The following is a 24,415-nucleotide window of genomic DNA, read 5'->3' as shown; positions in this document are numbered from 1 at the left end:
GTCCGATGGAATTGCCTGCCCGTTCGGGCGGCAGCGCGCAAAGCAAGCGTGCGGGTGTCATTTCAGTCCCAAAGCCTTCATGAACGTGTGCTCGTCATCCGAGCGGTAATTGAGCCGCCGCGACAGTTCCGCCGCCGCGCGCCGCACCTTGTCGATCAGTCCGTCCGCGATCAGCGTCGCGTCGATTTCGGGGCGCGGCACCGTCACCGTGATGCACGCGACGATCTTCTGCGTGTCGTTGCGCACCGGCGCCGTGACGACCGAGATCCCGCGCTCGAACGACGAATTGCTGATCCCGTAGCCGCGCCGTGCGTCTTCGCGGATCGCTTCGTACAGCGCATCGACCGTCTCCGGCGTCGCGCTCGTCATCCGGTTCAGCGTGCGCTCCGGATACAGCGCGTACAGCTCCTGCAGCGACAGGTCGCCCATCAGCACGTGACCGTGCGTCGTCGCATGCGCGGGCAGCCGCGTGCCGACGTTCACGCGGATCGAGCTGAACACCGGCGCCTGGCTTTGCGCCTTCGCGACGAACACGACGTCGCGGCCGTCGCGGATCACGATGTGCGTCGTGAAGCCGGTCGCGTCGCGCAGGCTCTCGATCACGGGCAGCCCGAGATCGGTCAGCTCGAGCGAGCTCAGATACTCGAAGCCGAGCCGCAGCACCGCGATGCCGAGCCGGTAGTTCCGGTCCTTGTCCGCGCGCTCGAGAAAGCCGAGCGATTCGAGCGTCTGCAGCAGGCGAAACACCGTCGTGCGCGGAATACCGAGCCGCTTCGACAGCTCCGGCGCGCCGAGCACCGGCTCGCGCGGCGAAAACTCCGCGAGAATCCGCAGCCCGCGCTCGAGCCCCGGCACGACGTAGCCGGCATCGGCCTTCGCGTCGTCGGCTGCCTGGCGTTGCAGCGGCGCGCTCATGCGGGCCTCCGCTGCGTGTCGCACGATCGGCAGAACGCGTCGATCAGCGCGGAATAGATGGCCGGCGCTTCGACGTAACCGGCGTGGCCGGCCTGCGGAACCACCTGCAGTTCGACGCCGAGCGCCGCCGCGATCCGTTCGCATGCAGCGGGCGGCGTGATCGCGTCGTTTGCACCGACGGCCACCGCCGCATGACCGGCGAAACCGGCGACGTCGGCCGCCAGATCGGCGTTCGCGAGCAGATGCGTCGCCTGCGCGTAGCCGTCCGGCACGATGCGCGCCATGTTCCAGCGCACCCATGCACGCGCATCGTCGCTCGCGAAGCCGGACAGCATATTGCCGCTGCGCTGCTCGGCGAGCCCGGCCGGGCCGAGCGCCGCGAGCATCGCGAGCCGCGCGTCGCGGCGCGCGTTGCGCGTATCGGCGCTCGCGCTGCCGTAGCCGCCCGCCGGCGAGATCAGCAGCAACCCGGCGATTCGCGCCGGCATCGCGCTCACCATGCCGCCCGCGACGATCGCGCCGAGCGAATGGCCGACCACCACGCAGCGCTCGATGCCGAGCGCGTCAAGCCACGCATCCAGCGCGGCCGCGTAATCGGCGGCGACCGGCGATGCCGCGCGCACCGGCGTCGATGCGCCGTAGCCGGGCGCGTCCCACGCGAGCACGCGGCGCACCGCGCCGAGCGCATCGAGCTGACGCACCCACGATGCGGCGCCCGAGCCGATTCCGTGCAGCAGCACGACGGGCAGCGCACGGTCCGCTTGCTGCGCGCCGGCCTCGCGATAGCCGATCGTGCCGGCCGCACCGGCCGCGCAGCGCTGCTCCGGAAACTGCTCGAGCAGCGCGGCGAAAGCCGCTGCGCGTTCGCGCTTTTCGATGACGGTCATTGCTTCATCCGCCCCGTGTCAACGCTTGATCTTCGCGAGCGGCGAATCGGGCGGATACGTCGGCGTGATCGGCTTCGGCGAGCCGAGCATCACGCACATCAGCGCGTCTTCCTCGCCGATGTTGATTTCGGTCCGATAGACGCCCGGCGGCACCGAGATCAGGTCGCGTTCGCCGAGGATCGCCTCCCACGTCTCGCCGTCGCGCTCGCAGATCACCTTCATCTTGCCGCGCAGCACGAAGAAGATTTCCTCGACGTCGACATGGATGTGGCTCGGGCCGACGTTGCCGGCCGGAATCACCATCGTCGAGAACGTGAAGTTGCCGGCCGGCACCGTGTTCGCGTCCTTCGCGACGCCCGTGCCGCCGGTGCCGACGTAGCGCATCTGCGCGCGGCGATACTTCGGGTCGTAGTCGGCCTGGAACTTCAGCGCGTCCCAGTCGTAGCGCCGCGTCGCATAGCGTGCGACGCGCCCTTCCATCCATTCGCCGAACGTTGCGCCTTCCGGCTGATCCCACGATTTGCGTTCGATATCGGCGTCCGCCATCGTCATCTCCTCAAAGGGTGAAAACCATCAATTCATTACGAAGCCGCCGTTCACCGGCAGCAGCTGCCCCGTGACGAAACGCGCGGCGTCCGACAGCAGGAACAGCACCGGGCCCGTCACGTCGTCGGGCACCTGTGCGCGCGCGAGCGCGCGGCCCTGCAGGTAGTACGCATGGCGCTCGGCCGGCACGTACGCCGTCGCCTCGACTTCGGTCAGGCCCGGCGCGATCGCGTTCACCGTCACGCCGTATGCGCCGAACTCGCGCGCCTGCACATGCGTCATCGCGATCACCGCGCCCTTGCTCGCGACGTAGGCGAGCAGCTTCGGCGCGCCCCACAATGCGGTGTCCGATGCGAGGTTCACGATCGCGCCGCGCCCGGACTTCGCGAGGTGCGGCAGCGCCGCATTGCTGACGAGCCACACGCCGCGCACGTTCACGTTCATCACCGCGTCCCACGTCGCGACGTCGAGCTCCGTCGACAACTTGCCGCCCGAGTTCGTGATCGCCGCGTTGTTGATCAGCGCGTCGACGCCGCCGAGCACCGCGGTACTCTGCGCGACGAACGCGTCGACGCTCGCCGGATCGGCGAGATCGAGCGCGAAGAAGCGCGCGACATGGCCCGCTTGCGTGAGCTGCGCGGCCAGTGCGCGGCCCTCGTCGACGAGCACGTCGCCGAACGCGACCTCCGCGCCCGCCTGGACGAGCGCCTTCACGAACGCCGCGCCGAGGCCGCGTGCGCCGCCCGTGACGAGCACGCGGCGCCCGACCAACGACACGACCGGTGCGTGCTCAACCATTCGCGCGCTCCGCCGCGGCGTGTGCCGCACGGTGCGCATCGAGCGCGGACAGGTGCTCCTGCGCGCGCTGGCGCAGCATCCGGCGCACGCGCGTGATCCCGACGTCGTGCTGGTACAGGTATTCGTGATCGCGCGCATTCGGCGCGAGACTTTCGAGGACGTAGCGGTCCTGCTCGAGCACGTCCCAGTGCAGGCCCTCGAGGCGGTTGCGGTACATGAAGCGCCACACGTCGCGCTGCCAGCCGCTGACCTTGCGCGTGCGCCAGAAGTAGACCTGGCAATGGTCGCCGTCGACCGGCGTCGCGAAGCCGACGATCCCGAAGTTGCCGCCCGGCCCGAACTTCTGCTTGTACGGAATCGCGAGACGCATCCACAGGCAGCCGGTCTCGCCGAGCTCGACCCAGTCGAAGTTCACGTCGCGCTGGCCGATCTTCTCGAACATCAGCCCCGTTTCGGTTTTGCGCACGCGCATGTCGGCCTGCTTGTCGCCTTCGGCCATCGAATGCGACGTCGCGTGCAGATACGCGCCGTGCATCGGATCCATCACGTTGTCGATCGCGTACTGGTAATTGCACTTCCAGTTCGATACGCACAGGAAGTGCGCGTATTCGTCGGCGACCAATTCTTCCGGCAGGTTCAGCGGCGCGGGCTCGGCATGCGCGTCGTCGCCGAACCACAGAAAGATCGCGCCGGCCTTTTCGTCGACCGGATACGACTTCACGCACTTCGTACCTTCGAGCGGACAGTTCGAGACCGCCGGCACCTTGTTCACCGTGCCGCCGCCGTCGACTTCGATCCCGTGATACCAGCACGCGATGTTGCCGCCGAGATTCCAGCCGAGCGACAGACGCGCGCCGCGATGCGGGCAGCGATCCTCGAGCGCGTGGACCTTTCCTGCGTGATCGCGCCACAGCACGATCTGTTCGGACAAGCGCGTGATGCCGACCGGCGCGTTCGATACCTGCCAGCTCGGTGCGACGGGATACCAGTAGTTCTTGATCCCGCGATCGAGATAGTCGCGGACCGGGTCGTGTGCGGATGCGGATTGTGCGGGAGACGTCATCGATGGGCTCCGGATACGGATGCGATTGGCTGCGGGGCGGCGTGCGCAGTGGTCGGCGCGGTCATTCGGCGAGCGACGCCATTTCGGCGCAGAAGCGCTCGGCGGTCCACGGCGCGCCGTCCGGCGTGCGGAAGCCGATGCGGTTCAGGCCCGCGACGACGTCGTCGAGCTCGGTCGCGCCGGCTTCGAACACGCGCTCGAGCGCGTCGCCGAGATCGTTCTCGTATTGGGTCGGCTCGGCCTTGCGGTTCTGCCAGATCAGGTTCTCGACCTGGCCGGGGATCTCGATCTGTCCTTTGCCGGCCACGTTGTTCGGCTGCGGCGCCACCCACGGCTTCAGGAACGGATTGAAGTTGACGGTCGCTTCTTTCATGTCATTCCACCTTGATCTGGATTTCCTCGCCGGCAAGACGCACCGCGTACTGCTTCAGCGCACGTCCGCCCGGCCCTTTCAGGCATTCGCCGGTCCGGATGTCGAACACGGCCTCGTGCAGCGGGCATTCGACCGTGCCTTCGTCGACGAAGCCCTGCGTCAGCAGCGCGTACGCATGCGGACAGACGTTCTCGAGCGCATATACGTCGTCGCCGACGCGATAGATCCCGATCTCGACGCCGTCGGCCCGCTTGAACTCGATCGGCGTGTCTTCGGACAGCGCACCGGCGTGACCGGCGCAAACCCATTGTTCGGACATCTCAACCCTTCCTTCTGATCGACTCTCGATTCGCCCCGGATTTGTTCCATATCCGGAACATCAGTTTATGGATGGTGATTATAGAAGTGCGCTTCGGCGAAAAAAACAAAAAGCCGCATGTCCTAGGGAAAACACCGACCGACCGTCGAGCGAATCGTTTCGCGAATACGCTCATGTGCCGTTTTTCTTTTTTTCATGCGGCCTTACAGCCATTTTCGAGAAACATCACAGTGGAATCCGCGCCGGCGGCGGCTGCCATCCGGCCCGAAAAATTTATTTTTGATCGCGCTGGTGACGCCCCTATACTGCATTCCATAAAAGGCACATTGTTTCTTATATGGAACATCAAAGATACCATGAAGGCGACGGACGATGCGCAACGGCAGGCTGGCCGCGCGTGCCGCCACGACGCGTTTTCATCAGGTTGGAGAGTCAGGAGATCAAATGGTCAAGCATGCGGTAGCAGCAGCAGTCATCGGGATGAGCGCCGCGTCGGGCGCATCGGCGCAGAGCAGCGTGACGCTGTACGGCAGCCTCGACGCGGGCATCGCGTACGTGAACAACGTCGGCGGCCACGCGAAATGGGCGATGATCCAGGGCAACACGCAGCCCGATCGCTGGGGCTTGAAGGGCAAGGAGGATCTCGGCGGCGGGCTGTCGGCGATCTTCCAGCTCGAGAACGGCTTCTATACGAACAACGGCCAGTTCGCGACCGCGAATACGATCTGGAACCGCGCGGCGTTCGTCGGTCTCGGCTCGGACCGCTACGGCACGCTGACGCTCGGTCGTCAGACGCCGCTGTCGTTCGACTATCTCGATCCGCTCAGCACCGCGTATCTCGCGCTGAGCTGGTATGCGTTCCATCCCGGCAATATCGACGGGCTCGCGGCGACCGGCAACGTGCCGTACAACAACGCGGTCAAGTATCGTTCGCCGTCGTTCGCCGGCCTGTCGGCCGCCGCGACGATCGCGTTGGGCAATACGACGAACTTCTCGACCGGCAAGTCGGTCGGCGTCGCGCTGAACTATGCGAACGGACCGTTCAAGGCGTCGGCCGTCTATTCGAACGAGCACGACCGCTCGATCCTGATCGGCCAGACCGGCATCGCGTCGTTCCAGGGGCAGAACACCGCGAACGGCTACGTGGCGAACAAGGTCGAGAACATCGGCGCCGGCGCGTCGTACCAGTTCGGCGACTTCCTCGTACACGGTCTGTACACGCGTACGAAGATGCAGTCGAACGGCTATTCGGACACGTTCCAGAGCTATGACGCAGGCGTGAACTACCGCAGCAGCGCGTTCAACACGATCGCGGGCGGCGCGGCGACGACGACGCTCGCAGGCCGCCGCTGGACGCAGTTCGAAATCGGCGACATCTATGCGCTGTCGAAGCGCACGCAGCTGTATGCGAACGTGCTGTACGAGCACGCATCGGGCGGCGCGAAGGCCGCGTTCTTCACGGCCGGCGCGTCGAGCACCGCGAATCAGGTGATCGTGCTGACCGGCATTCATCACTCGTTCTGAACGCGGCGGCCTTCGGGCCGCTGCATGCGGAAGCGGCACGCGCAAACGAAAAGAGCGGCCCGCGGGCCGCCCTTGCGTGGAAAGAAGCGATGCGAAGCCGCGCGATGCGGGCCGCCGGATTCACCGGCTGATCGCTCAGAACATTGCAACCTTGTGCCGCGCGTGCGCGAACGTCGGGTCGCTTTCGAGCGGCCGATAGTTCAGCCGCTGCGACAGGTCGACCGCCGCGCCGCACACGGCTTCGACCAGGCGCTCCTTCTCGCCGGCGTCGCCGATCTCCGAGCGCGGCACCGTCGCGGTGATCGCCGCGACGATCGATCCCGAATGGTCGCGCACGGGCGCGGTGACGGCCGAGATGCCGGTCTCGAACGCAGCCTCGCTGACCGCATAGCCAAGCCGCGCATAGTGACGCACGCGTTCGTACAACTCGTCGACGGTCGCCGGCGTGCGCTCGGTGAACTGCTCGAGCCGCTTCTCCGGATAGAGCTGGCGCAACGCGTCGCGCGTGAGGTCGCCCATCAGCACGTGGCCGTGCACCGTCGCATGCGCGGGCAGCCGCGTACCGACGTGCACCTTCACCGAGCCGAACATCGACGCGTTGCTCTGCGCCTTCGCGACGAACACGACGTCGCGCTGATCGCGGATCAGCAGATGCGTGGACAGCCCCGTCGTATCGCGCAGCCGTTCGAGCACGGGCGTGCCGAGGTCGGTCAGCTCGAGCGAGTTCAGGTATTCGAAGCCGAGACGCAGCACGCCGACGCCGAGCCGGAAATAACGGTCGCCGTTCACGCGTTCGAGAAAGCCGAGCGCCTCGAGCGTCTGCAGCAGGCGGAACGTCGTCGTGCGCGGAATGCCGATGCGCTTCGACAGTTCGGGTGCGCCGAGCACCGGCTCGCGCGCGGAGAATTCGGCGAGGATCCGCAGCCCGCGTTCGAGGCCCGGCACGAGGTACGACGACGCGCCGCCGGACGCTTCGTCGTCGCCCGCGGCCTGCTTCGACGCGTCGTGTTCGGCGTCGGCCGCCGTCGCGCGCGATGCGCTTGCGCGGCGCGCATGCTGTTTCGATGCGCCGCTCATCGTAGGTTGGGTCCTGTGCACATGGACGAAAGGGAATCGTTCACGAGGTGTCGCGATGGGTGATTATGAAATGCCGGTCCGGCCGTATCAACACGGTGCACCGCAGAGCGCGACGCGGTTCGCAGGATATCAGCGATAGCCCGGGCTGCCCACCGCGAGCGCGGGCGACGTGCGCGCCGGTGCCGGCTCGGCGGGCCGGCTGCGCACGGGAGAAGGGATAACGGAAAAGGTCGAAAGCGGACGCGCTTTCCGGTCCGACGCAGTCGCGGCTACGCGGTTACGCGGTCACGGCCGCGTCGTATTCGGCGCGGGCCCGCTCGCCGGCCGCATACGCGTCGGCCTCGCCGCGAAAACCTTCGCGGCTGAACGCGACGACCTTCACGCCGACGCCCGCCGACCGCTTGACCGTCAGCGCCCATTGCCATCCGCCGTCTTGCTCGAAGACGTGCAGCGAAGGTTCGAGGGAAGGATCCGGTACGGTCACGCGTCGTGCTCCTGCCCCATCCGCGTCGCGACGGCAACGCGCGGGGCATGTCAAAAAAGAGTGCGCCGGCTCGCGGCGCTCTCCGGCTATTCGTCAGTGTAGTCAACCGATGTTGCGACGCACCATCAGGGCTTTCACCTGCCTATCGGAACCGACAGGTCGATGAATCGACCGGCGATCCTTGCTGCGCATACGTTAGCGCCCTGTCCCCATCGACTGCCACGCGCTCGTGCGGCAACGCGCCGCATGGAAATTCCGCCGCCGGCCGGCGCCGTTCGTCTATGACTCGGGCGAGCGACTGCCGCGTCACAGGAAAATACGACAAAAGCGCGCGGCTTGCGCGGAACGATGTCAAGCAGGTCACGCGCTAGCGGCGCGCGGGTTCCGGCATCACGTAGCGGAACGTCAGATTCACGCGCTCGCCGCGCACCGAAGGGGCCTTCGGCACGCGGTGCTGCCATTCGCCCTGGGTGCGTCCGCGCATCACGAGCAGGCTGCCGTGCGTCAGGCGATACGCATGGGTAACGCCGGTCGCGCGATGGCGCAGATCGAACACGCGCATCGCGCCGAGACTCACCGACGCAATCACCGGCGCGTCGCCGAGTTCCGGTTCGTTGTCCGCATGCCAGCCGAGGCTGTCCTGGCCGTTGCGGTAGCGATTGAGCAGCACACTGTTGAACCGCGTGCCGCACGTCGTCTCGACCGCGCGCTTCAGTTCCAGGACCGCGGGCGTCCAGCGCGCGGGCTCGTTGCGGATCCCCGAGTACACGTAGACGGCATCGGGCTCGCCCTGCCACGCGGTAAGCCGCGGCAGCGGAATGCGTCCGCGCGGCGTGCGGATCGTGTCCTGCCGCCACGCGACTTCGTCGATCAGCGCGGCCAGCACGCGGTCGGCATCGGACGGCGCGAGCCAGTGCGGATACCAGTCGACGTCGGGCACGGGCGAGTCGGCGAACAGATCGGCGGTCGACATGTCAGGAAGAAGCGAGCGATGAACGGCGGGTGCAATGCATGTCTGCATACTAGCCAACGGCGCGGCGTATCGCCATGCGATGTCATTCCGGGCGGCTGCGGTTCGTTGCGGATTGGTTCCGGGACCGGCGAGCGCGGCATGCCGGACGCACGCGGACATTCGGCGATGCGGCGCGATGCCGGCGCTCGGCGGAACGACGGCGTCGATGTGGGTTCCTTCGGACGCTCGCGGAGTTCGCGCCGAGTTCGTCGCGAATCGCGGCCGCTTGTCTGCGCGCATGCATGCGCGGAACGGCCAGCGTTGGCTGGCTTCGCTGCCTTTGCCGCTTTTGCCGCCTTCGCCGCCTTCAACGCCTTCACGCATCACTCATCCCGCAACAAACGCTACCCCGCGCGCGTCAACCGGATCAGCGTGATCTCGGACGGCACGCCGAAGCGGTTCGGCGGCCCCCAGTAACCGGTGCCGCGGCTCGTATAGAGCCACAGATTGCCGAAGCGGGTCAGCCCGCCGATCACCGGCTGCTGCAGCCGCACGAACGGCGGCCACGGCAGGAACTGCCCGCCGTGCGTGTGGCCGGACAGCTGCACGGTAAACCCGGCGCGGCTCGCCGCTTCCGCGCTGCGCGGCTGATGCGCGAGCAGGATCTTCGTGCCGACGTCGCGCGGCGCGCCGGCCAGCGCCTGCGCGGGATCGCTGCGATGAGCGGGATCGAACCCGCCCGCCGTGAAATCGGTCACGCCCGCCAGCACTGCGCGCGCGCCGTCGTGCTCGATCAGCACGTGCTCGTTCAGCAGCACGGTGAGGCCGATGCGCCGGAATTCGTCGATCCACGCATGCGCGCCCGCGTAGTACTCGTGGTTGCCGGTCACGAGGAAGCTGCCGTGCCGCGACTGCATGCGGCCGAGCGGCGCCGTGTGCTCGCGCAGCCGTGCGACCGACCCGTCAACCACGTCGCCGGTCACGACGACGAGGTCGGCATCGAGCCCGTTCACGACACGCACGATCCGTTCGACATAAGGCCGCTTGATCGTCGGCCCGACGTGAATGTCGGACAGTTGCACGATCTTCAGCCCGTCGAGCGCGGCCGGCAGCCCGTCCACCGGAATCGACACGCGCTTGACGGCCGCCGTGCGCCGCGCGCCGACGAAGCCGATCGCGGTGACGAGCACCGCCCCGATCACGACGCCGAGCGCCGTGTCCGACGCGGCGCTGCCCCACGCGCCCGCGTGCCCAAGATGCCGCCACGACGCCAGCCCGAGCGACACGAAGTCGCGCAGCAGCGTCAGCGCGAGCAACGACGAGAAGAACCCCATCGCGATCGAGCCGACCCAGCCGAACAGCGTCGCGGCCCAGCCTTCATCGAAGCGGCGCGAGAACATGCCGACCGGAATCAGCACGCAGAAGCTCGCGAGCACGAGCGCGGCGATCGTGCGCACGGCCGGCGACCCGAACGCGTCGGGAATGATCCGCAGCCCGACGTACAGATGAAACAGCACACCGATTGCAATGAACCGGACAAAGAAACTTCGCATGGAACGCTCATCCTCGTAGCGGCACCGCTTTGCGACGCGCATCGCACGGGGCATGACGCGATGCCCGCTCATGCTCCGCGCCGCGCTTCGCAGCGTACGCACGATGGTACACAGATCCGCGTCGCGGCGACCGGTCGCACCCACCGACGAAGCACCGCGCACTCGCGCGCAAGCGTGCCGCGCGGTCCGGTTCCATCGACCTCCGGTCGTGACGCCCGACAGCCGAAAGCGCACCAGGCCGGACAGCACGCAACGCGAGCGATCGCGGCACGACGCCATCGACGACGGATGCGATCGCCTGCTGTGTGCGCTGACGACCGCGGTAGGATTGATTGACGCCCGCGCGCGCCGCCCACTAGAATGCCGGCCATTCTTCCTTCAGGAACCATCGTGGACAGTTGCAGCACCCCGTCGCGTGCGCCGCTTGCCGCCTGAACGAACGCCTGCCCGTCGCCCTTCCCCGCCCCGGCTCGCGTTCCGCGAGCGCGCCCGCCTCCCGTTTCATACCGCATCACGCCTCCGCGCGGTACAGTACCGCGCGATGACGGCCATCGTGTCGCGTCGGCATTGCGCCGCCGCGGCGCGCCCCGCATGCGCCCCTTGCACGGCAGGACAACCATGACTTTCGATTTCGCACTTCGTCTCTTCACCGCGTTCGCGTGCGGCGTCGCGATCGGCCTCGAACGCCAGATGCGCCAGCGCACGGCGGGCCTGCGCACGATCACGCTCGTCGCGAGCGGCGCATGCCTGTTCGTCACGCTCGGCGTGCTGACCGGCAACGGCGTCGCCGGCGTCACGCAGATCGCCGCATACGTCGTGTCCGGCGTCGGCTTCCTCGGCGGCGGCGTGATCATGCGCGACAAGGGCTCGATCCAGGGCATCAACACGGCCGCGACGCTGTGGTGCTCGGCCGCCGTCGGCGTGCTGTCGGGCGCCGGTCACTTCGTGCCGGCGCTCGCCGGCACCGGCGTCGTGCTGCTCACGAACACGGTGCTGCGCGGCGTCAGCCAGGCGATCAACGCGCAGCCCGTGTCCAATGCCGACCTGGTGCGCGAATATCAGATCACCGTGATCTGCCTGACCGCCGACGAGGTACACATCCGGACGCTGCTGTCGAACTCGATGTACGCGAAGCCGCTGTCGTTCCAGAGCCTGACGAGCGAGGACGTGGCCGACGACCCGGACCGGCTGAAGGTGACCGCGACGTTGAAGCTGCATCCGAAGGATCAGCCGAAGCTCGAACAGATCGCGAGCCGGATCAGCATGGAGAAGAGCGTTTCCAGCGTGAGCTGGACCGCGAAGGAAGCGGAGCCGCTGATGGAGTGAACGGCGACGACGGAAAAGCGCTTGCCGGCACCGCGCGGTGCCGGCCGCTCCGCCGCATTACGGCGTATCGATGAGTCCGGCCGAAATCGCCTTGACGACCGCCTGTACCTTGTTCGTCGCGCCCAGCTTCTCGAGGATGTTGTTCACGTGGAAGTTCACCGTGCGCTCCGAGATGCTGAGTATCTGACCGATCTCGCACGCGGTCTTGCCTTCGGCGGTCCAGCACAGCACCTCGCGCTCGCGCGCGGTCAGCGTGACGCTCGCCTCGGGCGACAGTTTCGGCACCATGAAACGGCTCATCAGCGAATGCGACAGGTTCGCGAGCCAGTTTGTCTGCAGCGTCAGCATGTTGATCTCGGCGGGCGTGAGCCGATCCGCGCGACGCGCGATGCTCAATAGCCCGAACGCGCCGCGGGCTGCCCAGCTCGACTGCGCGACGCCCACCGACAGCCCGAATTCGCGCGCGTCCCGCCACAGCGGCGACGAGTCGGCGCCGTCGACGTCCGGCCACACGATCATGTTGGTGCTGAGTGCGCCGTCGCGCACCGTCGAATCGATGTCGATGTAGTTCTTCGCCTGGTAATGCGCCATCCAGCCGTCCGGATAGGTATCGAAGATCGCGACCGCCGGCTTCGACACGGGCAGCGGCACGCGAATGCCGTAACAGCAGTATTCGAAACCGAGGCGCTTGGAATAGGCGGCGATCCGCTGGAAGAGCTGCTGCTCGTCTTCGGCGGCACTGAATTGGTGGTAGGCGTCCTGCCAGCGCAGTTCCATTCGTTCTCCGACAACTTCACGCTGTCATACTTGTCAGGTGCCAGCCCCGGTTCGAGGCTGGTACATTCCGCGCATGACTTCTCCTATGCTGCACCCGGTCCGCGATCCGTCTCCGGACGGCTACGTGCGTCTGTCCGAAAGCGCACTGGCCGCCCTTGCGCTCGACCATGTCGCGAGCGGCGTCGACTCGTCGCTGCTCGCCGAATTGCGCGACAACGCGATCGACGCGCGTCTGGCCGGCTATACCGAATGGGAACGCCCGGCCGCTGCCGGCGTCGCGTATCTGACCGTCGGCTGGGACTGGTATCTCGAACGCGCAACCGGCACGTTCGTGATCGCGGGCGGCGACGTCCGCAGCAACGTGATGGTCGTCGATGCAACCGGCGCCGACATCGGCATGTTCCGCACCGCTACCGCACTCGCCGCGCGGCTCGCGCAGTACGACTGGGCTGCGGCCGTCGCGTCGGCCGTCCTACGATGCAACGACGCTCATGATGCCGGTCCCACGCTCCAGTAACAACCGCACGCGCTTTCCTCTGACGTTTCCGTAGTGCTGGCGGTCTTTATAAGCAAAAGCCGGCCGCTTTTCAATCCCACAGATCAAGAAATCGTTACCCCGTCCTAAACGGCGACGTCGCATACGCACCCTGTAAGAGTTACCAGTTACCGCCCCCTCGGGACGCGCGCTGTAATGCACGCATACCAAAGCACACACCGAGGAACCCATGCAGACCTTCGTTCACGAGGAAGGGCGGTTGCCGTACGAACTTGCAGCGGATTTGGGGCGCTATCGGCGCCGCGTATTCGTCGAACAGCTCGGTTGGGCCCTTCCGTCGGCGAACGAAGCGTTCGAACGGGACCAGTTCGATCGCGACGACACCGTCTACGTGATGGCGCGAAACGCGGCCGGCGAAATGTGCGGATGCGCGCGCCTGCTGCCGACCACGCAGCCGTATCTGCTGGAGTCGCTGTTCGCCGACCTCGTCGCGCAGGACGTGCCGCTGCCCAAATCGGCCGCCGTCTGGGAGCTGTCGCGGTTCGCAGCGACGGCCGACGAAAACGGGCCGGGCAACGCCGAATGGGCGGTGCGCCCGATGCTCGCGGCGGTCGTCGAATGCGCGGCGCAGCTCGGCGCGCGGCAGCTGATCGGCGTGACGTTCGCGAGCATGGAACGGCTGTTCCGCCGGATCGGCGTGCACGCACACCGTGCAGGCCCGCCGAAGCAGGTGGACGGACGTCTGGTCGTCGCTTGCTGGATCGACATCGATCCGCAAACGTTTGCTGCACTTGGAATCGAGCCGGGCCCCGCCGCCCGGCAAGCTATCGCCGCCTGAGCCGGAACACGCGTCATCCGTCCGGGCGGCATCGTAACGAAGGAGAACCTACGTGGACCAGTCTCAGGTCTTTCGCGCGATGATGCCCGGGTTGACGAGCGCCGACGGCGCGCGGATCGCGGTCGCCTACCCGTCGTTTCCCGATCCGCTGCCGCTCGTGCGGCTCGACCGCAGCGGGCTTGTATTCCGTGCACCCGGCCCTGCGCCGCTCGTCTGCGGGCTGCCGCGAACAGCGACGCTGCTCGTCGCGGACGAACCGCTCTGCTCGCTGCGCGTCGTGATCCGCGACGTCGCCGCGCTCGGCGACGGCCGGCACGACCTGACGATGCAGCCGTCCGGCGCCGCGGGCGACGAACTGCTGTGGCACGCGCTTCGCGAGCGCGAGCCGTATCGGCAGATCCGGCATCCGCTCGCGCCGGTCGATACCGCCGATACGGTGGCCGAGCACCGCACCGACGGGCGTGCGGCTGCGGCGGACACCGGCGCGCGCCCGTCCCGCCACGCGGCTTTCCGGCTGCAGTGCCGCAGCGACGCGCTGTTCTTCGCGGACTGGCTCGAATATCACTTCGACGAACTGCGTGCGCTGTCGCAGCAGCACGGACCGCAAATGCAGCTCAAGCAGCTGCAGCGGAAGGTGGCCGACGACGAGGTCGATGTGCGTTTCGTCTACGACATCGACGGGCATGCGACGCGCCATGCGCTGACCGACTGTGCACGCGCGACCTGTGCGTGGATCGAGACGGAGATGCGCGACAAGTACGCGCTGTCCGTCGCACAGGAGCGCTTCGGCGGGTTTGCCGCGCATGCGCGGGCGGCCGGCTCGTAAATGACGGGACGATACGATGCAGCCGGAAAGCGGAAGATTGGTTCGCCTCCGACGGCACGGCGAATGGGCCCCTGACGGGCGCACGCCGGCCGCCGATCGGCGTTCCGGAAGTGCGTTGCATCGATACAACGGGATATCGGCAGCGTATTGCACGACTCCGGGTTTTCCCTTAAATTGACGCTTGTCTCCTCCATGTCTCCAAACATGGCTTTGGCCCGCTCCAGCAGCGGGCTTTTTTATTGGAGTCGCCGGTTACAAGGGTCGATGCGTCGGCGGCCGACTGCGTCGATCCTTCACTTCAATTCCGGCGCGCCGGACAGTTGCCGGACGCCGAAAAATCCATACGCGCGTGCGGCGACTGTGCGCTGCCGTCAGGCCGGTCAAGCCGTCCGCGTGCGAAGCGGCGCCGTAGCCGATCTTCGAAAACATTCCGCTTGCCAGCACCGTGGCGCCGCCCCGCAGGGTCGGCTCGTGCGCGCGACAGTCGCAAACCCGAGCTTCATCAATCCGCGGCCTGAAAGGCGGCGACCTTGTTGCGGCCTGTCGCCTTCGCGTAGTAAAGCGCCTCGTCGGCCGCCTTGATCACCGCGCCGGCCTCGCCCTCCTGTTCCGGCGTCCAGCTCGCGAGGCCAATGCTGGCGGTCACGCGCCCGTATTCGCTACCGGCGTGCTCGAGCGCCAACTCGTCGATGGCCGCGCGGATCCGCTCGGCGATCCGCGCAGCATCGGTCTGCGGCGTGTCGGGAAGTAGCACGACGAACTCCTCGCCGCCGTAGCGCGCTGCCGTATCGACCGGCTGCCGGATGTTGTCGCCGATGCACCGCGCGACGGCCGCCAGCGCGTCGTCCCCCGCCTGATGTCCATACGTGTCGTTGTAAGCCTTGAAGCGATCGACGTCGACGAACAGCAGCGAGAAAACCGAACGCGCGCGGCGCGCGCGCCGCCACTCGCGGTCCAGCACCTCGCCGAAGCTGCGGCGATTGTTGAGCCCCGTCAGACCGTCGGTCCGCGCGAGCAGCACGAGCTCGGACTCCGCTCGGATCCGCCGCCGCAGTTGCGCGCCGAGCATCACCGACACCGCGATGAACGCGGCACCGAACGCGGCGATCAGCGCGCCGATCGTCGCCGCGCGGCGCCGCCACGCCGCGTAGATGTCCTGCTCGGCTTCCGCGACCATGATGATCAGCGGCAGCTTCGGCAGGTGCTTGAAGTAGTACAGCCGGCGCACGCCGTCGATCGACGACGTTTCCACGAACGTGCCTTCCGGCGCCGTCTGGAATCGCCGGAACGTGGCGGCCTTGCTGATGTCGCGGCCGATGTTGCGCACATCGTACGGCTGGCGCATTACCACGATGCCGTCGTTGCCGATCAGCGAGATCGAACCGTGCTGCCCCAACGACAGGCCGGCAAACAGCTGGTGGAAATATTCGAGGTTGACGGCAATGAGCGCGATGCCGGCAAACGAGCCGTCCGGATTCGAAATCCGCCGCGACAGCGCGATGCTGGGCGTCCCGCCGCGCAGCCGCGACGCGAACGGATCGCTGACGTAAAGGCCGACGTCAGGATGGTCGCGGTGGACGGTGAAGTACTTGCGGTCGGCGAAATTTCCATGGCGCGGCACGTCGTTGGCGGAGTCCAGCACGATGTTGCCGTCGGCATCGAGCACCAGCTGCGAGCCGAGAAACCGCGCGGTCATCGCGTGGTCGAACAGCACGTCGCGCCGCAGCGCCGGCGTCGCCGCCATCACGTCGGGCCGTTGCAAGCCCTGGATGACGGCCTGCAACGACAAGTCGTAGAGCTCGAAATTGCGCTCGATGTCGCGCTCGGCCATCAGGCCGACATTACGCGACGTTTCGCGCGCGCGATCGAGCGCATCGTGGCGGCTCTGGAACAGCTGCAATACGCACAGGCCCATCAGCGCGCAAGCGACCACGATGCCGATCGTCACAATCAGGTAAGGGGCTGCCGTTCGGGCGTGCATCGTCTCCTCGTCGCAAACGCAAATGGGCTGCGCCCGTCGCCGGACGCGGTTTGCGCATACTAAATCGAACACGCGCATTTGCAAGCGGCGCCGGACGCGCGGCCACGCGAATCCGTGCATTTTCCCGTCGGGTTCTTCCGCCGATCGATATCGACCGGCGAACCGACATCTTGACTTCACAAACGGTCGTTCCGGCCCGAGGTGAACATCGACCGATCGACGCCGGCCAGCGTCGCGCCATTTGCCGCAGCGACAAAGCATTGCCCCATGACACGCACCTAGCGCATCCCGGCTGCGCAGCGACGTCTGCACAAGACATCGACCGACGCGATGTTCCGACGCACGCGCGATGCAGTTTGGGCGTCAGCCCATATCGCCGATCGTGCCGCTCCGCGATCATCGCTCCGGTCGACGTCGCGCCGCCCCGGCGTTGTCCACGTGCCGCTCGCGCCGACACGCCCGCACCGGAGTAGAACATGGTTTCGCACGACATTCACGACGACCGCCGCGCAACATCGAATCGGCGCCACCGGCCACGAAGTGCCGTCGAGCCGCGCGCCCCGCACTGATACGCATGTACCGCGTCGAACGCACTGTCAGGACACGGATGCGTCGCTCGAAGCTGGTCAGTGCGGCGCTGACGTTCGCCTTGTTCTCGCTCGCCGTGAGGGCGATGTGGGTACAAGGGATCAACGACGCCTTTTATCGGCGCGAAGGCGCCCGCCGGCAGGTCGCGGATCTCACCGTCCCGGCTTCCCGAGGCAACGTCGTCGATCTGCACGGTCGCCTGCTCGCGACCAGCGTGCCGACCCGTTCGTTATGGATCGACGCATTCGACGCGACATCGCGCCCGTCGCAACGGCAGATCGACTCGCTCGCGCATCTCGTGGGCGTCGATCCGACGCAGATTGCACGCATCTACGCGTCGAACCGGCGCTTCGCGTACGTGCGCCGCAACGTTCCGCGCGACGTCGCCGCCCGCGCGCTGAGCCTTCGTCTGCCCGGCCTGTTCGCGCACGACGATTACCGTCGCAGTTATCCGGAAGGTCGCCTCGCATCCAACGTGATCGGCTTCGCCGGCATCGACGGGGCCGGCCGGGAGGGGATCGAATACGCGGCCGACCACGCACTCGCGGGAACCGACGGCAACAGGCAAGTGTTGCACGACGAGCTCGGCAACATCATCGACAACCTCGCGACGGTTTCGCCGCATGACGGGCGCGACGTCCGCCTGTCGATCGACCTGCCGATCCAGTACGCGGCAGCGACGGCGCTCGAGCAAACCGTGAAACGGTTCGATGCGGCATCCGGCTCCGCGATCGTGCTCGATGCGCAGACGGGCGGCATTCTCGCGATGGCGAACTGGCCGAACTACGATCCGAACCGGATCGACGAACGTCACGGCGCGGCGGTGCGGAACCGCGCCGTGACCGACGCATTCGAGCCCGGCTCCGTGCTGAAGCCGCTGACGATCGCGCTCGCTTTGCAGCAGGGAAAGGTGTCGCGTCGTTCCATCGTGACGACGGGCGGCGGCACACTGCGGCTGGACGGCGTAACGATCCACGACGATGCCGATTTCGGCACGCTGACGGTGGCGGGCGTCATCCAGAAATCGAGCAACGTCGGCACGACGAAGATCGCGCTGATGATGCAGCCGCGCGACATGTGGCGCAACCTTCGCGCAGTCGGCTTCGGCACACGTCCGGACGCCGGCCTGCCCGGCGAAGCGGCCGGCACGCTGCGTCCGTGGCGCGATTGGCGCCGGGTCGACCAAGCGACCATCTCGTACGGCTATGGACTTTCAGCGTCGCTGCTGCAGCTCGCGCAAGCCTATACGGTGTTCGCGGACGACGGCTGCGTCGTGCCGGCCACGATCTTCGGCTCCGACGAGCGGCGCGTCGTCGCACGGCGCGTCTACTCGGCTCGCGTCGCGCGCGAAGTGCGCGCGATGATGCAGACGGTCGCGGCGACCGGCGGCACCGCGCCGCTCGCCGCCGTGCCCGGCTATAGCGTTGCAGGCAAGACCGGCACCGCGTATCGGTGGACCGCGCACGGCTACGACAAGCACGCGTATCGCGCGTCTTTCGTCGGGATCGTGCCGGCGAGCCGGCCGCGGGCCGTCATCGCGGTCTCCATCGATCAGCCGCGCGCGGGCTCGCACTTCGGCGGCGCAGTCGCCGGGCCGGTGTTCGCGAGCATCGCAGCGCGAACGATGCAACTGCTCGCCGTCCCGCCCGATTCGCTCGCAGCGCCTACGTCGGACGCGCGCGCCGATGCGCGTGCTTCGCGGCCGTAAGCGATCGATGTCGATGCAGACGTCCGACACAATCAATGGTCGTTTGCGTCGCCGCGAGATGCGCCGGTCCGTCTGCATACCGCGCACGTCTGTTCGCGCGGGCGCGCGGGCGGCAAATAGCCCGCGCCGCCGGACAGCTGCGGCACCGCGCGAACGATGGGCCGCGCGACGCCACCGATCGCGATATAGGCGTCCATCAGCGCGCGCGCCTCGTCCGCTTCGCGCCGCAGACGCATGATCCACGCGGCAACATCGACGTCACGCTGTTCCGTCATACGGCCCGCTTCGACTGCCGGTCTCGTAGTCACTGCCATCTCGTATCCCCGCCTCTCTTTCTTGTTCCTCGTTTCGCGTGTCGTCGTCGCGTACTGCGTCACGCATCTACCACCGTCCGGCGCTCACCGTCGCTGCGCAAATCCGGACGCCGACGACATCGGCGCAGCAGCGCGATCGATGTACGAACCGACGACAGAAAAACCTCGATCGGCGGCCTCTGCTGCGACGCATTCTGTTGACGTTCATCGATTCACCTGTGGGCATCGCTTTGCAGTCGACGGGATGGAATTTTTTCGGTTCGCATCCGTTCGCGTCCGTGACGTTTGAATGACATTACTGCGCAACGGACGCGCAGCCAACCTATCAGTCCCTTTAGTGCGTATGGCTGCCGCGCGTCGACACGCGATGCAACGCCGTACGACGCCACGATCACGCCGATGGATGCACGTGACGGATAGCGTGCCGGATTCGCCGACACGCAAAACCTAACGGAACATATAGGTGTGCAAGCCCGGCTCCGCGGTTCATATTGGCGCAGCGATGCTCATGTCGCGAACCGCTACTACACCTTAGGAACAGGAGGCTTTTATGTCGTCGTCGCAACAAATCAACGTGATGGTCGTCATCGATACGGACCAGGCTCTCATCGACCTCAAAAATCGGGTCAGCACGGATCCGAACAACCCGATCAGCCTGGGCCACGACTGCGAGTACATGATCGTCACCGGCTCGCGCGGCAACGTAACGGGGCAAGGCAGCTGGAATCTCGGTTTCTCGGCGAACGTCGGCGACACCGTCTGCTTCCGCGGCCGTTCGGTCTACGACAACTCGGACGCGGCCATCGTGATCTACAACATCGTTCCGCTCGGCGGCCAGCCGCAGGTGTTCAACCCGTTCCACCCGGAAGTCGTGCAACGCAGCGGCGCGGCGATGCCGGATGCCAACACGGAAAACGGCATCCCGGCGACGCATCAACCGGCATCGTTTACGAGCCTCAGCGCGACCGTGCGCAACAAGGGCACGGAGGCCTACCGCGTGTACTTCGGCTTGTACCTGCTCGACGACAAGGGCGAGACGCAAAACCTGAAGAGCTACTGCTGCTGGGATCCGACGGTCACGGTGGCGTAAGCGCGTCGCCGCCGCACATCGATGCGGCGGCCGTGCCGGTGCGGACGGCGGCTTCCGCACCGGATCGATCGGTCGCACGAAACGGCGCGGTCGATTGCTGCGCTCGGCGATTCGACAACGCCGTCGCGTCGGATGGTCGGCCGCGCCGCGCGAGATTCGAGTCAAGCGGGCATTGCGAGCCGAAAATCGCTAGATCGATCGACGGCAGTTCGTCATCGGCATCTTCCGGACCGCCGATGCGGGAGACGTCGTTCCAGCACGGCGCTGATCGTTACGTACGCTTTCGGACCGGATACGAGGACGGGTGGACGAGTACGACGTTCGCTGCCGCCGGCAACATCACGACGGACGTCGCCCGCGTAACCGCGTCGATCTCCTCTTCCGACATCGGCTTCGAAACACGACGGCCGCTCCATACTTCCGCACATATCGGACGCGGGTCGTTCGGATCGCGCGCGTCCCACGACACCTCGAGCGAGTCGCCCGACGGGAACTCGAGCACCACGGAATTCGCGGCAAGCGGCACCAGTCGACCCGATGCGTCCTCGATATACGCTTTGATCTGCTTCGTGTCGGTCATGATCGACTCCATCGAATGTGAGATCGCAGCACCGCGTCGGGCGGTTTCGCGATCGTGCGCAAGTACGACCGGCGTTCGTCGTATTCGTCTACTTCCGTATCGGACTGCGTCGATACGTCCGACGCGTCGATTCACGTCCGGCCGTCATCGAATATAGCTGTCCAACAACGGCCAGTAGTGCCAGGCCGCCAGCGCGCCGATCGCAATGACGGTCGCCGCGATCCATACCGGCCAGATCCGACGCGTCGCCCGCGGGACCTCCGTCAGGACGGCATCGTCCGAGCTCGCCGTCGTGTCGGCCGCGGCGTGCTCCGCGAGCGCAAGCGGCTCCGGTCGTGCGCGCATCGTTTCGATTTCCTCGATAAGCGCGGCGAGCCGCTCCGCTTTCGTCTGCGCGACCTCTTTCTCGGTCCGGGCATGCACGAGCCGCGCGGACAGCGCGTCGATCTCGTCGTCGAGCCGGCGCGCATCGCGCGTCACCGTCTCGAGCATGTCGGCCAGCTCGTCATGGCTGTCGTCAACAGCGGGAATGTGCGCGGAGTCGTCACCGCCGCGCTGCTCCCAGCCTTTCAGGAGCGGCAACCGGTATTCAACCTGTGCGTAGGGATCGGTCATCGGTCTCGCCTCGAATCTGTATCGTCGTCGTCCGGTGCCGTGCGCGGCGCCGATGATGCACGAGCATCGCTTCTCCCGACATACGTCACTCATGCGCGATCGCCCGTACCGCGCGACGAAGGCGCCGTGCTTCATCGCGAACGCCCTTGCCGGTTTGCGGCGACGACAATCGATGACTGCGATTTTCCCGATCGAAACCGGCGAGCGATATGGGCCGATTCTCAAATCACGACGAGCCTGTGCCACAAGGGACGACGCGTCGCGGTCGACGATCCGGCGACGTCGAGATCCGCGAGGCCTTTTCAAACCGGACGTTACAGCGTTTGCTCCGCGATCGAACCTGAACGAACCTATAGGTAGCGGGAAACGCGTAACGCCGTACGCTGTCAACCAGTCGCCCCGATGCTCGTAGCGGAAGCGGATGAATGTACGGAACCGTCGTCCGATACCGGCGAATGCGAGAAGCCGCCCGCCATTGCGAAGCCGAGCACGATGCCGGCAACCAGGCCCGCGAACCTGCCGCGGCGTGCGGCCGCCAATTTGTCGCTGTCGAACAGGAGCCTGCGCGTTCGCGGCGCGATCGCGCGTCGCAGCAGCGGCGCGGCGGCCAACATCGCGCAAGCGAAACAGCCGGTGAGAACGAGCTTCGGCAGCGGCGGCAGGAACCGCAACCATCCCGCCGTCCCGGACCAATCGACCACCGCGCCTGCGATCCACGAGCCGACCAGAACGCACGCAAGCGCATTGACGGCGAATCGATCGAAGTGGCGTTTCATGGGGATAGCTTGCAGGGTCGTGGATTCTTTCGTGAGGTCTCGCAGCACGATGCGGCGATAACCCGGGAAACGACGCACAGAAGTGTGAACGCGTCGGTACGGTTACGCGATAGGCGATCTCGCAAATTGCACCGAAACGGTCGTTGAGCGCGCTGCGTCGCTCTTCGTTCTCTTCTTGATGCCGCGCGTTTCTTCTTCTCGCAGTCGCGTATTCCGCTGTTTTTGGCCGATAGGCGGAATCCGCATTCATCTCGTCGGGAGTTTGGGAATTCGCCCATTTCATCGGGCAACCCCGGCTGTCAATAATGAAACCGAGTCGGCGCTGCCGGCAGCGTCCATCGGCAACGCTGCGTCGTCTTCCGGCAATCGGTCGACGATACGTTTCGGTTCGGAGGCACGAATGAACGGTCTTTCCTTTGACGGCTATGTCCGCTTGCCGATGCAGGCGCTGGCCGAACTTCATCTCCAGCATCAGCATTCGGATATCGACGCCGAAGTGCTGCGCGAACTCAAGAACGATCGTATCGATGCGATCGTCGCCGGGCACACCGAATGGCAAAACCTGTGCTATCTCGGGTATCTCCGGATTTCGGTGGGCTGGGACTGGTATCTCGACCACACGTCGGACACGCTCGAGATCGCGCACGGCGCCCTTTACACGAACATCATGTGCGTCGACGCATACGGCCGAGACATCGGCACCGAGCGCACCGAAGCGCTGCTCGCGTTTCGGTTGAGAGCGCTCAACTGGTCGCGTACCGTTGCACGCGCAACGTTTGGCGAAATACCGGGCAGCGGCCCGACATCGTGCGCGTTGCACTGAGCGCGGCCGTTCGCGTCGTCGCGCGGGTCGATCGCAAGAAGCGAACATCGTGTTTCTTCAATCGAACGTGCATGGCGCCAGGGACAGGAAACGGTCATTACGCGTGCCCCGCAGACGATGTACGGGATAACGACGACACCGACGCAACCGTCTTCGTGAACCGACCCCTCGACTACGCGCGACCGCGGAAAGTTGCATCACGCGTCGCGCCCTAATTCAAGCATTTCAAATGATAGGGACCCCGATACGACTATTGCGCGCAACCCGTGCGCGGGCCCGCATCACGCATCTGCGCAACGCGCGTTGCCGTTCGCCGCTCAATGCGCGTCGCGGTTGTTTTCACTAGTTCTTCGGACACGTCACCTATACGACCTTTCAGGTTTTTTGCGTCGACAGCGGTGATGTAATGGCCGCTCATTTCATAGGAGACCTGCAATGACGCAGATTCATGAGAGCCAGTTCGACGACCTCGCGAACCTTTACGAGGACATGTCGTCATGGCCGTTTAGACGAGACATCGAGATCCCGAGCGTGATGCAACTGCTTGGCGGAGTACAGGGACTCGACGTGCTCGATTTCGGATGCGGTTCGGCGTTCTATTCGCGCATGCTGAAAGCGCGCGGCGCACGACGCGTGGTCGGCTACGACGAAGCCGGCGGCATGCTGCGATACGCGCAGCGACGCGAAGAGAAGGAGCGGCTCGGCATCGAATTCACGACCGCGCTCACGCCGAACTTCGATCGTCAGTTCGATCTCGTGCTGGCCGTGTACGTTCTGCCGTATGCGTCGACCGAGCAGATGCTGCACGCGATGTGCGCGCGGATCGGCAAACTGCTGCGCCCCGGCGGCCGTCTCGTCACGCTGCCGATCCATCCTGCGTACGAACCGCGGCCGGAATACTACGAGCCGTATGGTTTCCGCCTGCGCGCGGCGAACGACGATCCGTACACCGAAGGCGGTGAAGTGTGCCTCGAACTGTGCCGCCAGCACTACGAGGCAAACGTTTCCGCATGGTACTGGTCGGTCGCCGCGTTCGAACGCGCGCTGAAGGCTGCGGGCTTCGCCTCCGTAGACTGGAAAGACCCGGTGCCGCCCGGCATGCAAAGCGTCGACACCGCACCGGAAGAACTGAAGGCCTACCTTCGGAAACCGCACTCCATTCTGATGGATTGCCGCCTTGCATGAG

26 protein-coding genes are annotated in these 24,415 nt (G+C 66.2%); 9 read left to right on the top strand and 17 right to left on the bottom strand.

Features of this window, described 5'->3' with window-relative positions:
- Positions 1-57 precede the first annotated feature (57 nt).
- The 7 genes from BUB20358_RS15695 to BUB20358_RS15665 form a co-directional block, all read right to left on the bottom strand.
- Positions 58-915 carry an IclR family transcriptional regulator gene (locus BUB20358_RS15695; RefSeq protein WP_006766123.1) on the bottom strand — a complete coding sequence of 286 codons (858 nt, stop codon included), beginning with the start codon at positions 913-915 and terminating at the stop codon, positions 58-60.
- Complete coding sequence (locus BUB20358_RS15690; protein WP_006766124.1) at positions 912-1,802, bottom strand: alpha/beta fold hydrolase; 891 nt, start codon at positions 1,800-1,802, stop codon at positions 912-914. Before BUB20358_RS15690 ends, BUB20358_RS15695 begins: the two co-directional genes overlap by 4 nt.
- A gap of 18 nt (positions 1,803-1,820) precedes the next feature.
- Positions 1,821-2,348 (bottom strand): cupin domain-containing protein, encoded by a 528-nt coding sequence (locus tag BUB20358_RS15685; protein WP_035975316.1) that lies wholly within the window; start codon positions 2,346-2,348, stop codon positions 1,821-1,823.
- Between the two features lie 27 nt (positions 2,349-2,375).
- Entirely contained in the window at positions 2,376-3,146 is a 771-nt protein-coding gene (locus BUB20358_RS15680; protein WP_035975317.1) for an SDR family oxidoreductase, read from the bottom strand.
- Positions 3,139-4,209, bottom strand: a complete 1,071-nt coding sequence (locus BUB20358_RS15675; protein WP_006766127.1) for an aromatic ring-hydroxylating dioxygenase subunit alpha — start codon at positions 4,207-4,209, stop codon at positions 3,139-3,141. Before BUB20358_RS15675 ends, BUB20358_RS15680 begins: the two co-directional genes overlap by 8 nt.
- A 61-nt stretch (positions 4,210-4,270) precedes the next feature.
- Complete coding sequence (locus tag BUB20358_RS15670) at positions 4,271-4,582, bottom strand: recombinase-like helix-turn-helix domain-containing protein (RefSeq protein ID WP_006766128.1); 312 nt, start codon at positions 4,580-4,582, stop codon at positions 4,271-4,273.
- 1 nt (position 4,583) lies between these two features.
- On the bottom strand, positions 4,584-4,901 hold the full coding sequence (locus tag BUB20358_RS15665) for a non-heme iron oxygenase ferredoxin subunit (protein ID WP_006766129.1): 318 nt from the start codon (positions 4,899-4,901) through the stop codon (positions 4,584-4,586).
- A gap of 444 nt (positions 4,902-5,345) precedes the next feature.
- On the opposite strand from BUB20358_RS15665, the gene BUB20358_RS15660 reads away from it, so the two are divergent.
- On the top strand, positions 5,346-6,425 hold the full coding sequence (locus BUB20358_RS15660; protein WP_035974291.1) for a porin: 1,080 nt from the start codon (positions 5,346-5,348) through the stop codon (positions 6,423-6,425).
- A gap of 135 nt (positions 6,426-6,560) precedes the next feature.
- Here BUB20358_RS15660 and BUB20358_RS15655 read toward each other — a convergent pair whose 3' ends face one another.
- The 4 genes from BUB20358_RS15655 to BUB20358_RS15640 form a co-directional block, all read right to left on the bottom strand.
- Positions 6,561-7,502: an IclR family transcriptional regulator gene (locus tag BUB20358_RS15655; RefSeq protein WP_035974292.1), complete on the bottom strand. Its 942-nt coding sequence runs from the start codon at positions 7,500-7,502 to the stop codon at positions 6,561-6,563.
- A gap of 277 nt (positions 7,503-7,779) precedes the next feature.
- Entirely contained in the window at positions 7,780-7,986 is a 207-nt protein-coding gene (locus BUB20358_RS15650) for a hypothetical protein (RefSeq protein WP_006766132.1), read from the bottom strand.
- Positions 7,987-8,353: 367 nt separating this feature from the next.
- Positions 8,354-8,959: an alpha-ketoglutarate-dependent dioxygenase AlkB family protein gene (locus tag BUB20358_RS15645; protein WP_035974293.1), complete on the bottom strand. Its 606-nt coding sequence runs from the start codon at positions 8,957-8,959 to the stop codon at positions 8,354-8,356.
- 383 nt (positions 8,960-9,342) lie between these two features.
- Positions 9,343-10,491 (bottom strand): metallophosphoesterase, encoded by a 1,149-nt coding sequence (locus BUB20358_RS15640; RefSeq protein WP_035975318.1) that lies wholly within the window; start codon positions 10,489-10,491, stop codon positions 9,343-9,345.
- A 618-nt stretch (positions 10,492-11,109) separates the two neighbouring features.
- Here BUB20358_RS15640 and BUB20358_RS15635 point away from each other — a divergent pair.
- A complete protein-coding gene (locus BUB20358_RS15635; protein WP_035974295.1) occupies positions 11,110-11,817 on the top strand; it encodes an MgtC/SapB family protein in 708 nt (235 codons plus the stop codon).
- Positions 11,818-11,874: 57 nt separating this feature from the next.
- On the opposite strand, the gene BUB20358_RS15630 is transcribed toward BUB20358_RS15635, so the two are convergent.
- Positions 11,875-12,594: an autoinducer binding domain-containing protein gene (locus tag BUB20358_RS15630; RefSeq protein WP_006766136.1), complete on the bottom strand. Its 720-nt coding sequence runs from the start codon at positions 12,592-12,594 to the stop codon at positions 11,875-11,877.
- A gap of 73 nt (positions 12,595-12,667) precedes the next feature.
- On the opposite strand from BUB20358_RS15630, the gene BUB20358_RS15625 reads away from it, so the two are divergent.
- The 3 genes from BUB20358_RS15625 to BUB20358_RS15615 all read left to right on the top strand — a co-directional run bounded on the left by BUB20358_RS15625 (position 12,668) and on the right by BUB20358_RS15615 (position 14,754).
- Entirely contained in the window at positions 12,668-13,111 is a 444-nt protein-coding gene (locus BUB20358_RS15625) for a DUF4902 domain-containing protein (protein ID WP_035974297.1), read from the top strand.
- A 208-nt stretch (positions 13,112-13,319) separates the two neighbouring features.
- The gene (locus BUB20358_RS15620; RefSeq protein WP_006766138.1) at positions 13,320-13,928 is read left to right on the top strand and encodes an acyl-homoserine-lactone synthase; all 609 of its coding nucleotides are present in this window, start codon (positions 13,320-13,322) and stop codon (positions 13,926-13,928) included.
- 52 nt (positions 13,929-13,980) lie between these two features.
- Positions 13,981-14,754 (top strand): hypothetical protein, encoded by a 774-nt coding sequence (locus BUB20358_RS15615; RefSeq protein WP_006766139.1) that lies wholly within the window; start codon positions 13,981-13,983, stop codon positions 14,752-14,754.
- A gap of 502 nt (positions 14,755-15,256) precedes the next feature.
- Here the strand turns inward: BUB20358_RS15615 and BUB20358_RS15610 are convergent.
- Complete coding sequence (locus BUB20358_RS15610) at positions 15,257-16,735, bottom strand: sensor domain-containing diguanylate cyclase (RefSeq protein ID WP_035974300.1); 1,479 nt, start codon at positions 16,733-16,735, stop codon at positions 15,257-15,259.
- A gap of 607 nt (positions 16,736-17,342) precedes the next feature.
- On the opposite strand from BUB20358_RS15610, the gene BUB20358_RS15605 reads away from it, so the two are divergent.
- Positions 17,343-19,031 (top strand): peptidoglycan D,D-transpeptidase FtsI family protein, encoded by a 1,689-nt coding sequence (locus BUB20358_RS15605; RefSeq protein WP_105773972.1) that lies wholly within the window; start codon positions 17,343-17,345, stop codon positions 19,029-19,031.
- Positions 19,032-19,063: 32 nt separating this feature from the next.
- Here BUB20358_RS15605 and BUB20358_RS15600 read toward each other — a convergent pair whose 3' ends face one another.
- Complete coding sequence (locus BUB20358_RS15600) at positions 19,064-19,408, bottom strand: hypothetical protein (RefSeq protein ID WP_123806767.1); 345 nt, start codon at positions 19,406-19,408, stop codon at positions 19,064-19,066.
- Between the two features lie 487 nt (positions 19,409-19,895).
- Between BUB20358_RS15600 and BUB20358_RS15595 the strand changes: the two genes are divergently transcribed.
- A complete protein-coding gene (locus tag BUB20358_RS15595; protein WP_035974304.1) occupies positions 19,896-20,435 on the top strand; it encodes an inclusion body family protein in 540 nt (179 codons plus the stop codon).
- A 271-nt stretch (positions 20,436-20,706) separates the two neighbouring features.
- On the opposite strand, the gene BUB20358_RS15590 is transcribed toward BUB20358_RS15595, so the two are convergent.
- From BUB20358_RS15590 to BUB20358_RS15580, 3 genes are all read right to left on the bottom strand, one after another.
- Positions 20,707-21,015: a hypothetical protein gene (locus BUB20358_RS15590; protein ID WP_035974306.1), complete on the bottom strand. Its 309-nt coding sequence runs from the start codon at positions 21,013-21,015 to the stop codon at positions 20,707-20,709.
- Positions 21,016-21,159: 144 nt separating this feature from the next.
- Positions 21,160-21,630 carry a hypothetical protein gene (locus BUB20358_RS15585; RefSeq protein ID WP_035974307.1) on the bottom strand — a complete coding sequence of 157 codons (471 nt, stop codon included), beginning with the start codon at positions 21,628-21,630 and terminating at the stop codon, positions 21,160-21,162.
- Between the two features lie 386 nt (positions 21,631-22,016).
- A complete protein-coding gene (locus tag BUB20358_RS15580) occupies positions 22,017-22,406 on the bottom strand; it encodes a hypothetical protein (protein WP_035974309.1) in 390 nt (129 codons plus the stop codon).
- A 178-nt stretch (positions 22,407-22,584) separates the two neighbouring features.
- Between BUB20358_RS15580 and BUB20358_RS15575 the strand changes: the two genes are divergently transcribed.
- Together BUB20358_RS15575 and BUB20358_RS15570 are read left to right on the top strand one after the other, a co-directional pair.
- Positions 22,585-23,229 (top strand): DUF4902 domain-containing protein, encoded by a 645-nt coding sequence (locus BUB20358_RS15575; RefSeq protein WP_081293681.1) that lies wholly within the window; start codon positions 22,585-22,587, stop codon positions 23,227-23,229.
- 435 nt (positions 23,230-23,664) lie between these two features.
- Complete coding sequence (locus BUB20358_RS15570) at positions 23,665-24,414, top strand: class I SAM-dependent methyltransferase (protein ID WP_006766142.1); 750 nt, start codon at positions 23,665-23,667, stop codon at positions 24,412-24,414.
- Position 24,415: the final 1 nt, after the last annotated feature.

Origin of the sequence: Burkholderia dolosa (genome assembly GCF_902499135.1) — a bacterium.
In the GTDB taxonomy this organism is placed as follows: Bacteria; Pseudomonadota; Gammaproteobacteria; order Burkholderiales; family Burkholderiaceae; genus Burkholderia; species Burkholderia dolosa.
This window is presented reverse-complemented; position numbering and strand designations above follow the sequence as displayed.

Coding starts and splice junctions, on each gene's coding strand:
- BUB20358_RS15695 (WP_006766123.1), bottom strand. CDS start 915: ATGAGCGCGCCGCTGCAACGCCAGGCAGCCGACGACGCGAAGGCCGAT.
- BUB20358_RS15690 (WP_006766124.1), bottom strand. CDS start 1,802: ATGACCGTCATCGAAAAGCGCGAACGCGCAGCGGCTTTCGCCGCGCTG.
- BUB20358_RS15685 (WP_035975316.1), bottom strand. CDS start 2,348: ATGGCGGACGCCGATATCGAACGCAAATCGTGGGATCAGCCGGAAGGC.
- BUB20358_RS15680 (WP_035975317.1), bottom strand. CDS start 3,146: ATGGTTGAGCACGCACCGGTCGTGTCGTTGGTCGGGCGCCGCGTGCTC.
- BUB20358_RS15675 (WP_006766127.1), bottom strand. CDS start 4,209: ATGACGTCTCCCGCACAATCCGCATCCGCACACGACCCGGTCCGCGAC.
- BUB20358_RS15670 (WP_006766128.1), bottom strand. CDS start 4,582: ATGAAAGAAGCGACCGTCAACTTCAATCCGTTCCTGAAGCCGTGGGTG.
- BUB20358_RS15665 (WP_006766129.1), bottom strand. CDS start 4,901: ATGTCCGAACAATGGGTTTGCGCCGGTCACGCCGGTGCGCTGTCCGAA.
- BUB20358_RS15660 (WP_035974291.1), top strand. CDS start 5,346: ATGGTCAAGCATGCGGTAGCAGCAGCAGTCATCGGGATGAGCGCCGCG.
- BUB20358_RS15655 (WP_035974292.1), bottom strand. CDS start 7,502: ATGAGCGGCGCATCGAAACAGCATGCGCGCCGCGCAAGCGCATCGCGC.
- BUB20358_RS15645 (WP_035974293.1), bottom strand. CDS start 8,959: ATGTCGACCGCCGATCTGTTCGCCGACTCGCCCGTGCCCGACGTCGAC.
- BUB20358_RS15640 (WP_035975318.1), bottom strand. CDS start 10,491: ATGCGAAGTTTCTTTGTCCGGTTCATTGCAATCGGTGTGCTGTTTCAT.
- BUB20358_RS15635 (WP_035974295.1), top strand. CDS start 11,110: ATGACTTTCGATTTCGCACTTCGTCTCTTCACCGCGTTCGCGTGCGGC.
- BUB20358_RS15630 (WP_006766136.1), bottom strand. CDS start 12,594: ATGGAACTGCGCTGGCAGGACGCCTACCACCAATTCAGTGCCGCCGAA.
- BUB20358_RS15625 (WP_035974297.1), top strand. CDS start 12,668: ATGACTTCTCCTATGCTGCACCCGGTCCGCGATCCGTCTCCGGACGGC.
- BUB20358_RS15620 (WP_006766138.1), top strand. CDS start 13,320: ATGCAGACCTTCGTTCACGAGGAAGGGCGGTTGCCGTACGAACTTGCA.
- BUB20358_RS15610 (WP_035974300.1), bottom strand. CDS start 16,735: ATGCACGCCCGAACGGCAGCCCCTTACCTGATTGTGACGATCGGCATC.
- BUB20358_RS15605 (WP_105773972.1), top strand. CDS start 17,343: ATGCGTCGCTCGAAGCTGGTCAGTGCGGCGCTGACGTTCGCCTTGTTC.
- BUB20358_RS15595 (WP_035974304.1), top strand. CDS start 19,896: ATGTCGTCGTCGCAACAAATCAACGTGATGGTCGTCATCGATACGGAC.
- BUB20358_RS15590 (WP_035974306.1), bottom strand. CDS start 21,015: ATGACCGACACGAAGCAGATCAAAGCGTATATCGAGGACGCATCGGGT.
- BUB20358_RS15585 (WP_035974307.1), bottom strand. CDS start 21,630: ATGACCGATCCCTACGCACAGGTTGAATACCGGTTGCCGCTCCTGAAA.
- BUB20358_RS15580 (WP_035974309.1), bottom strand. CDS start 22,406: ATGAAACGCCACTTCGATCGATTCGCCGTCAATGCGCTTGCGTGCGTT.
- BUB20358_RS15575 (WP_081293681.1), top strand. CDS start 22,585: ATGCCGCGCGTTTCTTCTTCTCGCAGTCGCGTATTCCGCTGTTTTTGG.
- BUB20358_RS15570 (WP_006766142.1), top strand. CDS start 23,665: ATGACGCAGATTCATGAGAGCCAGTTCGACGACCTCGCGAACCTTTAC.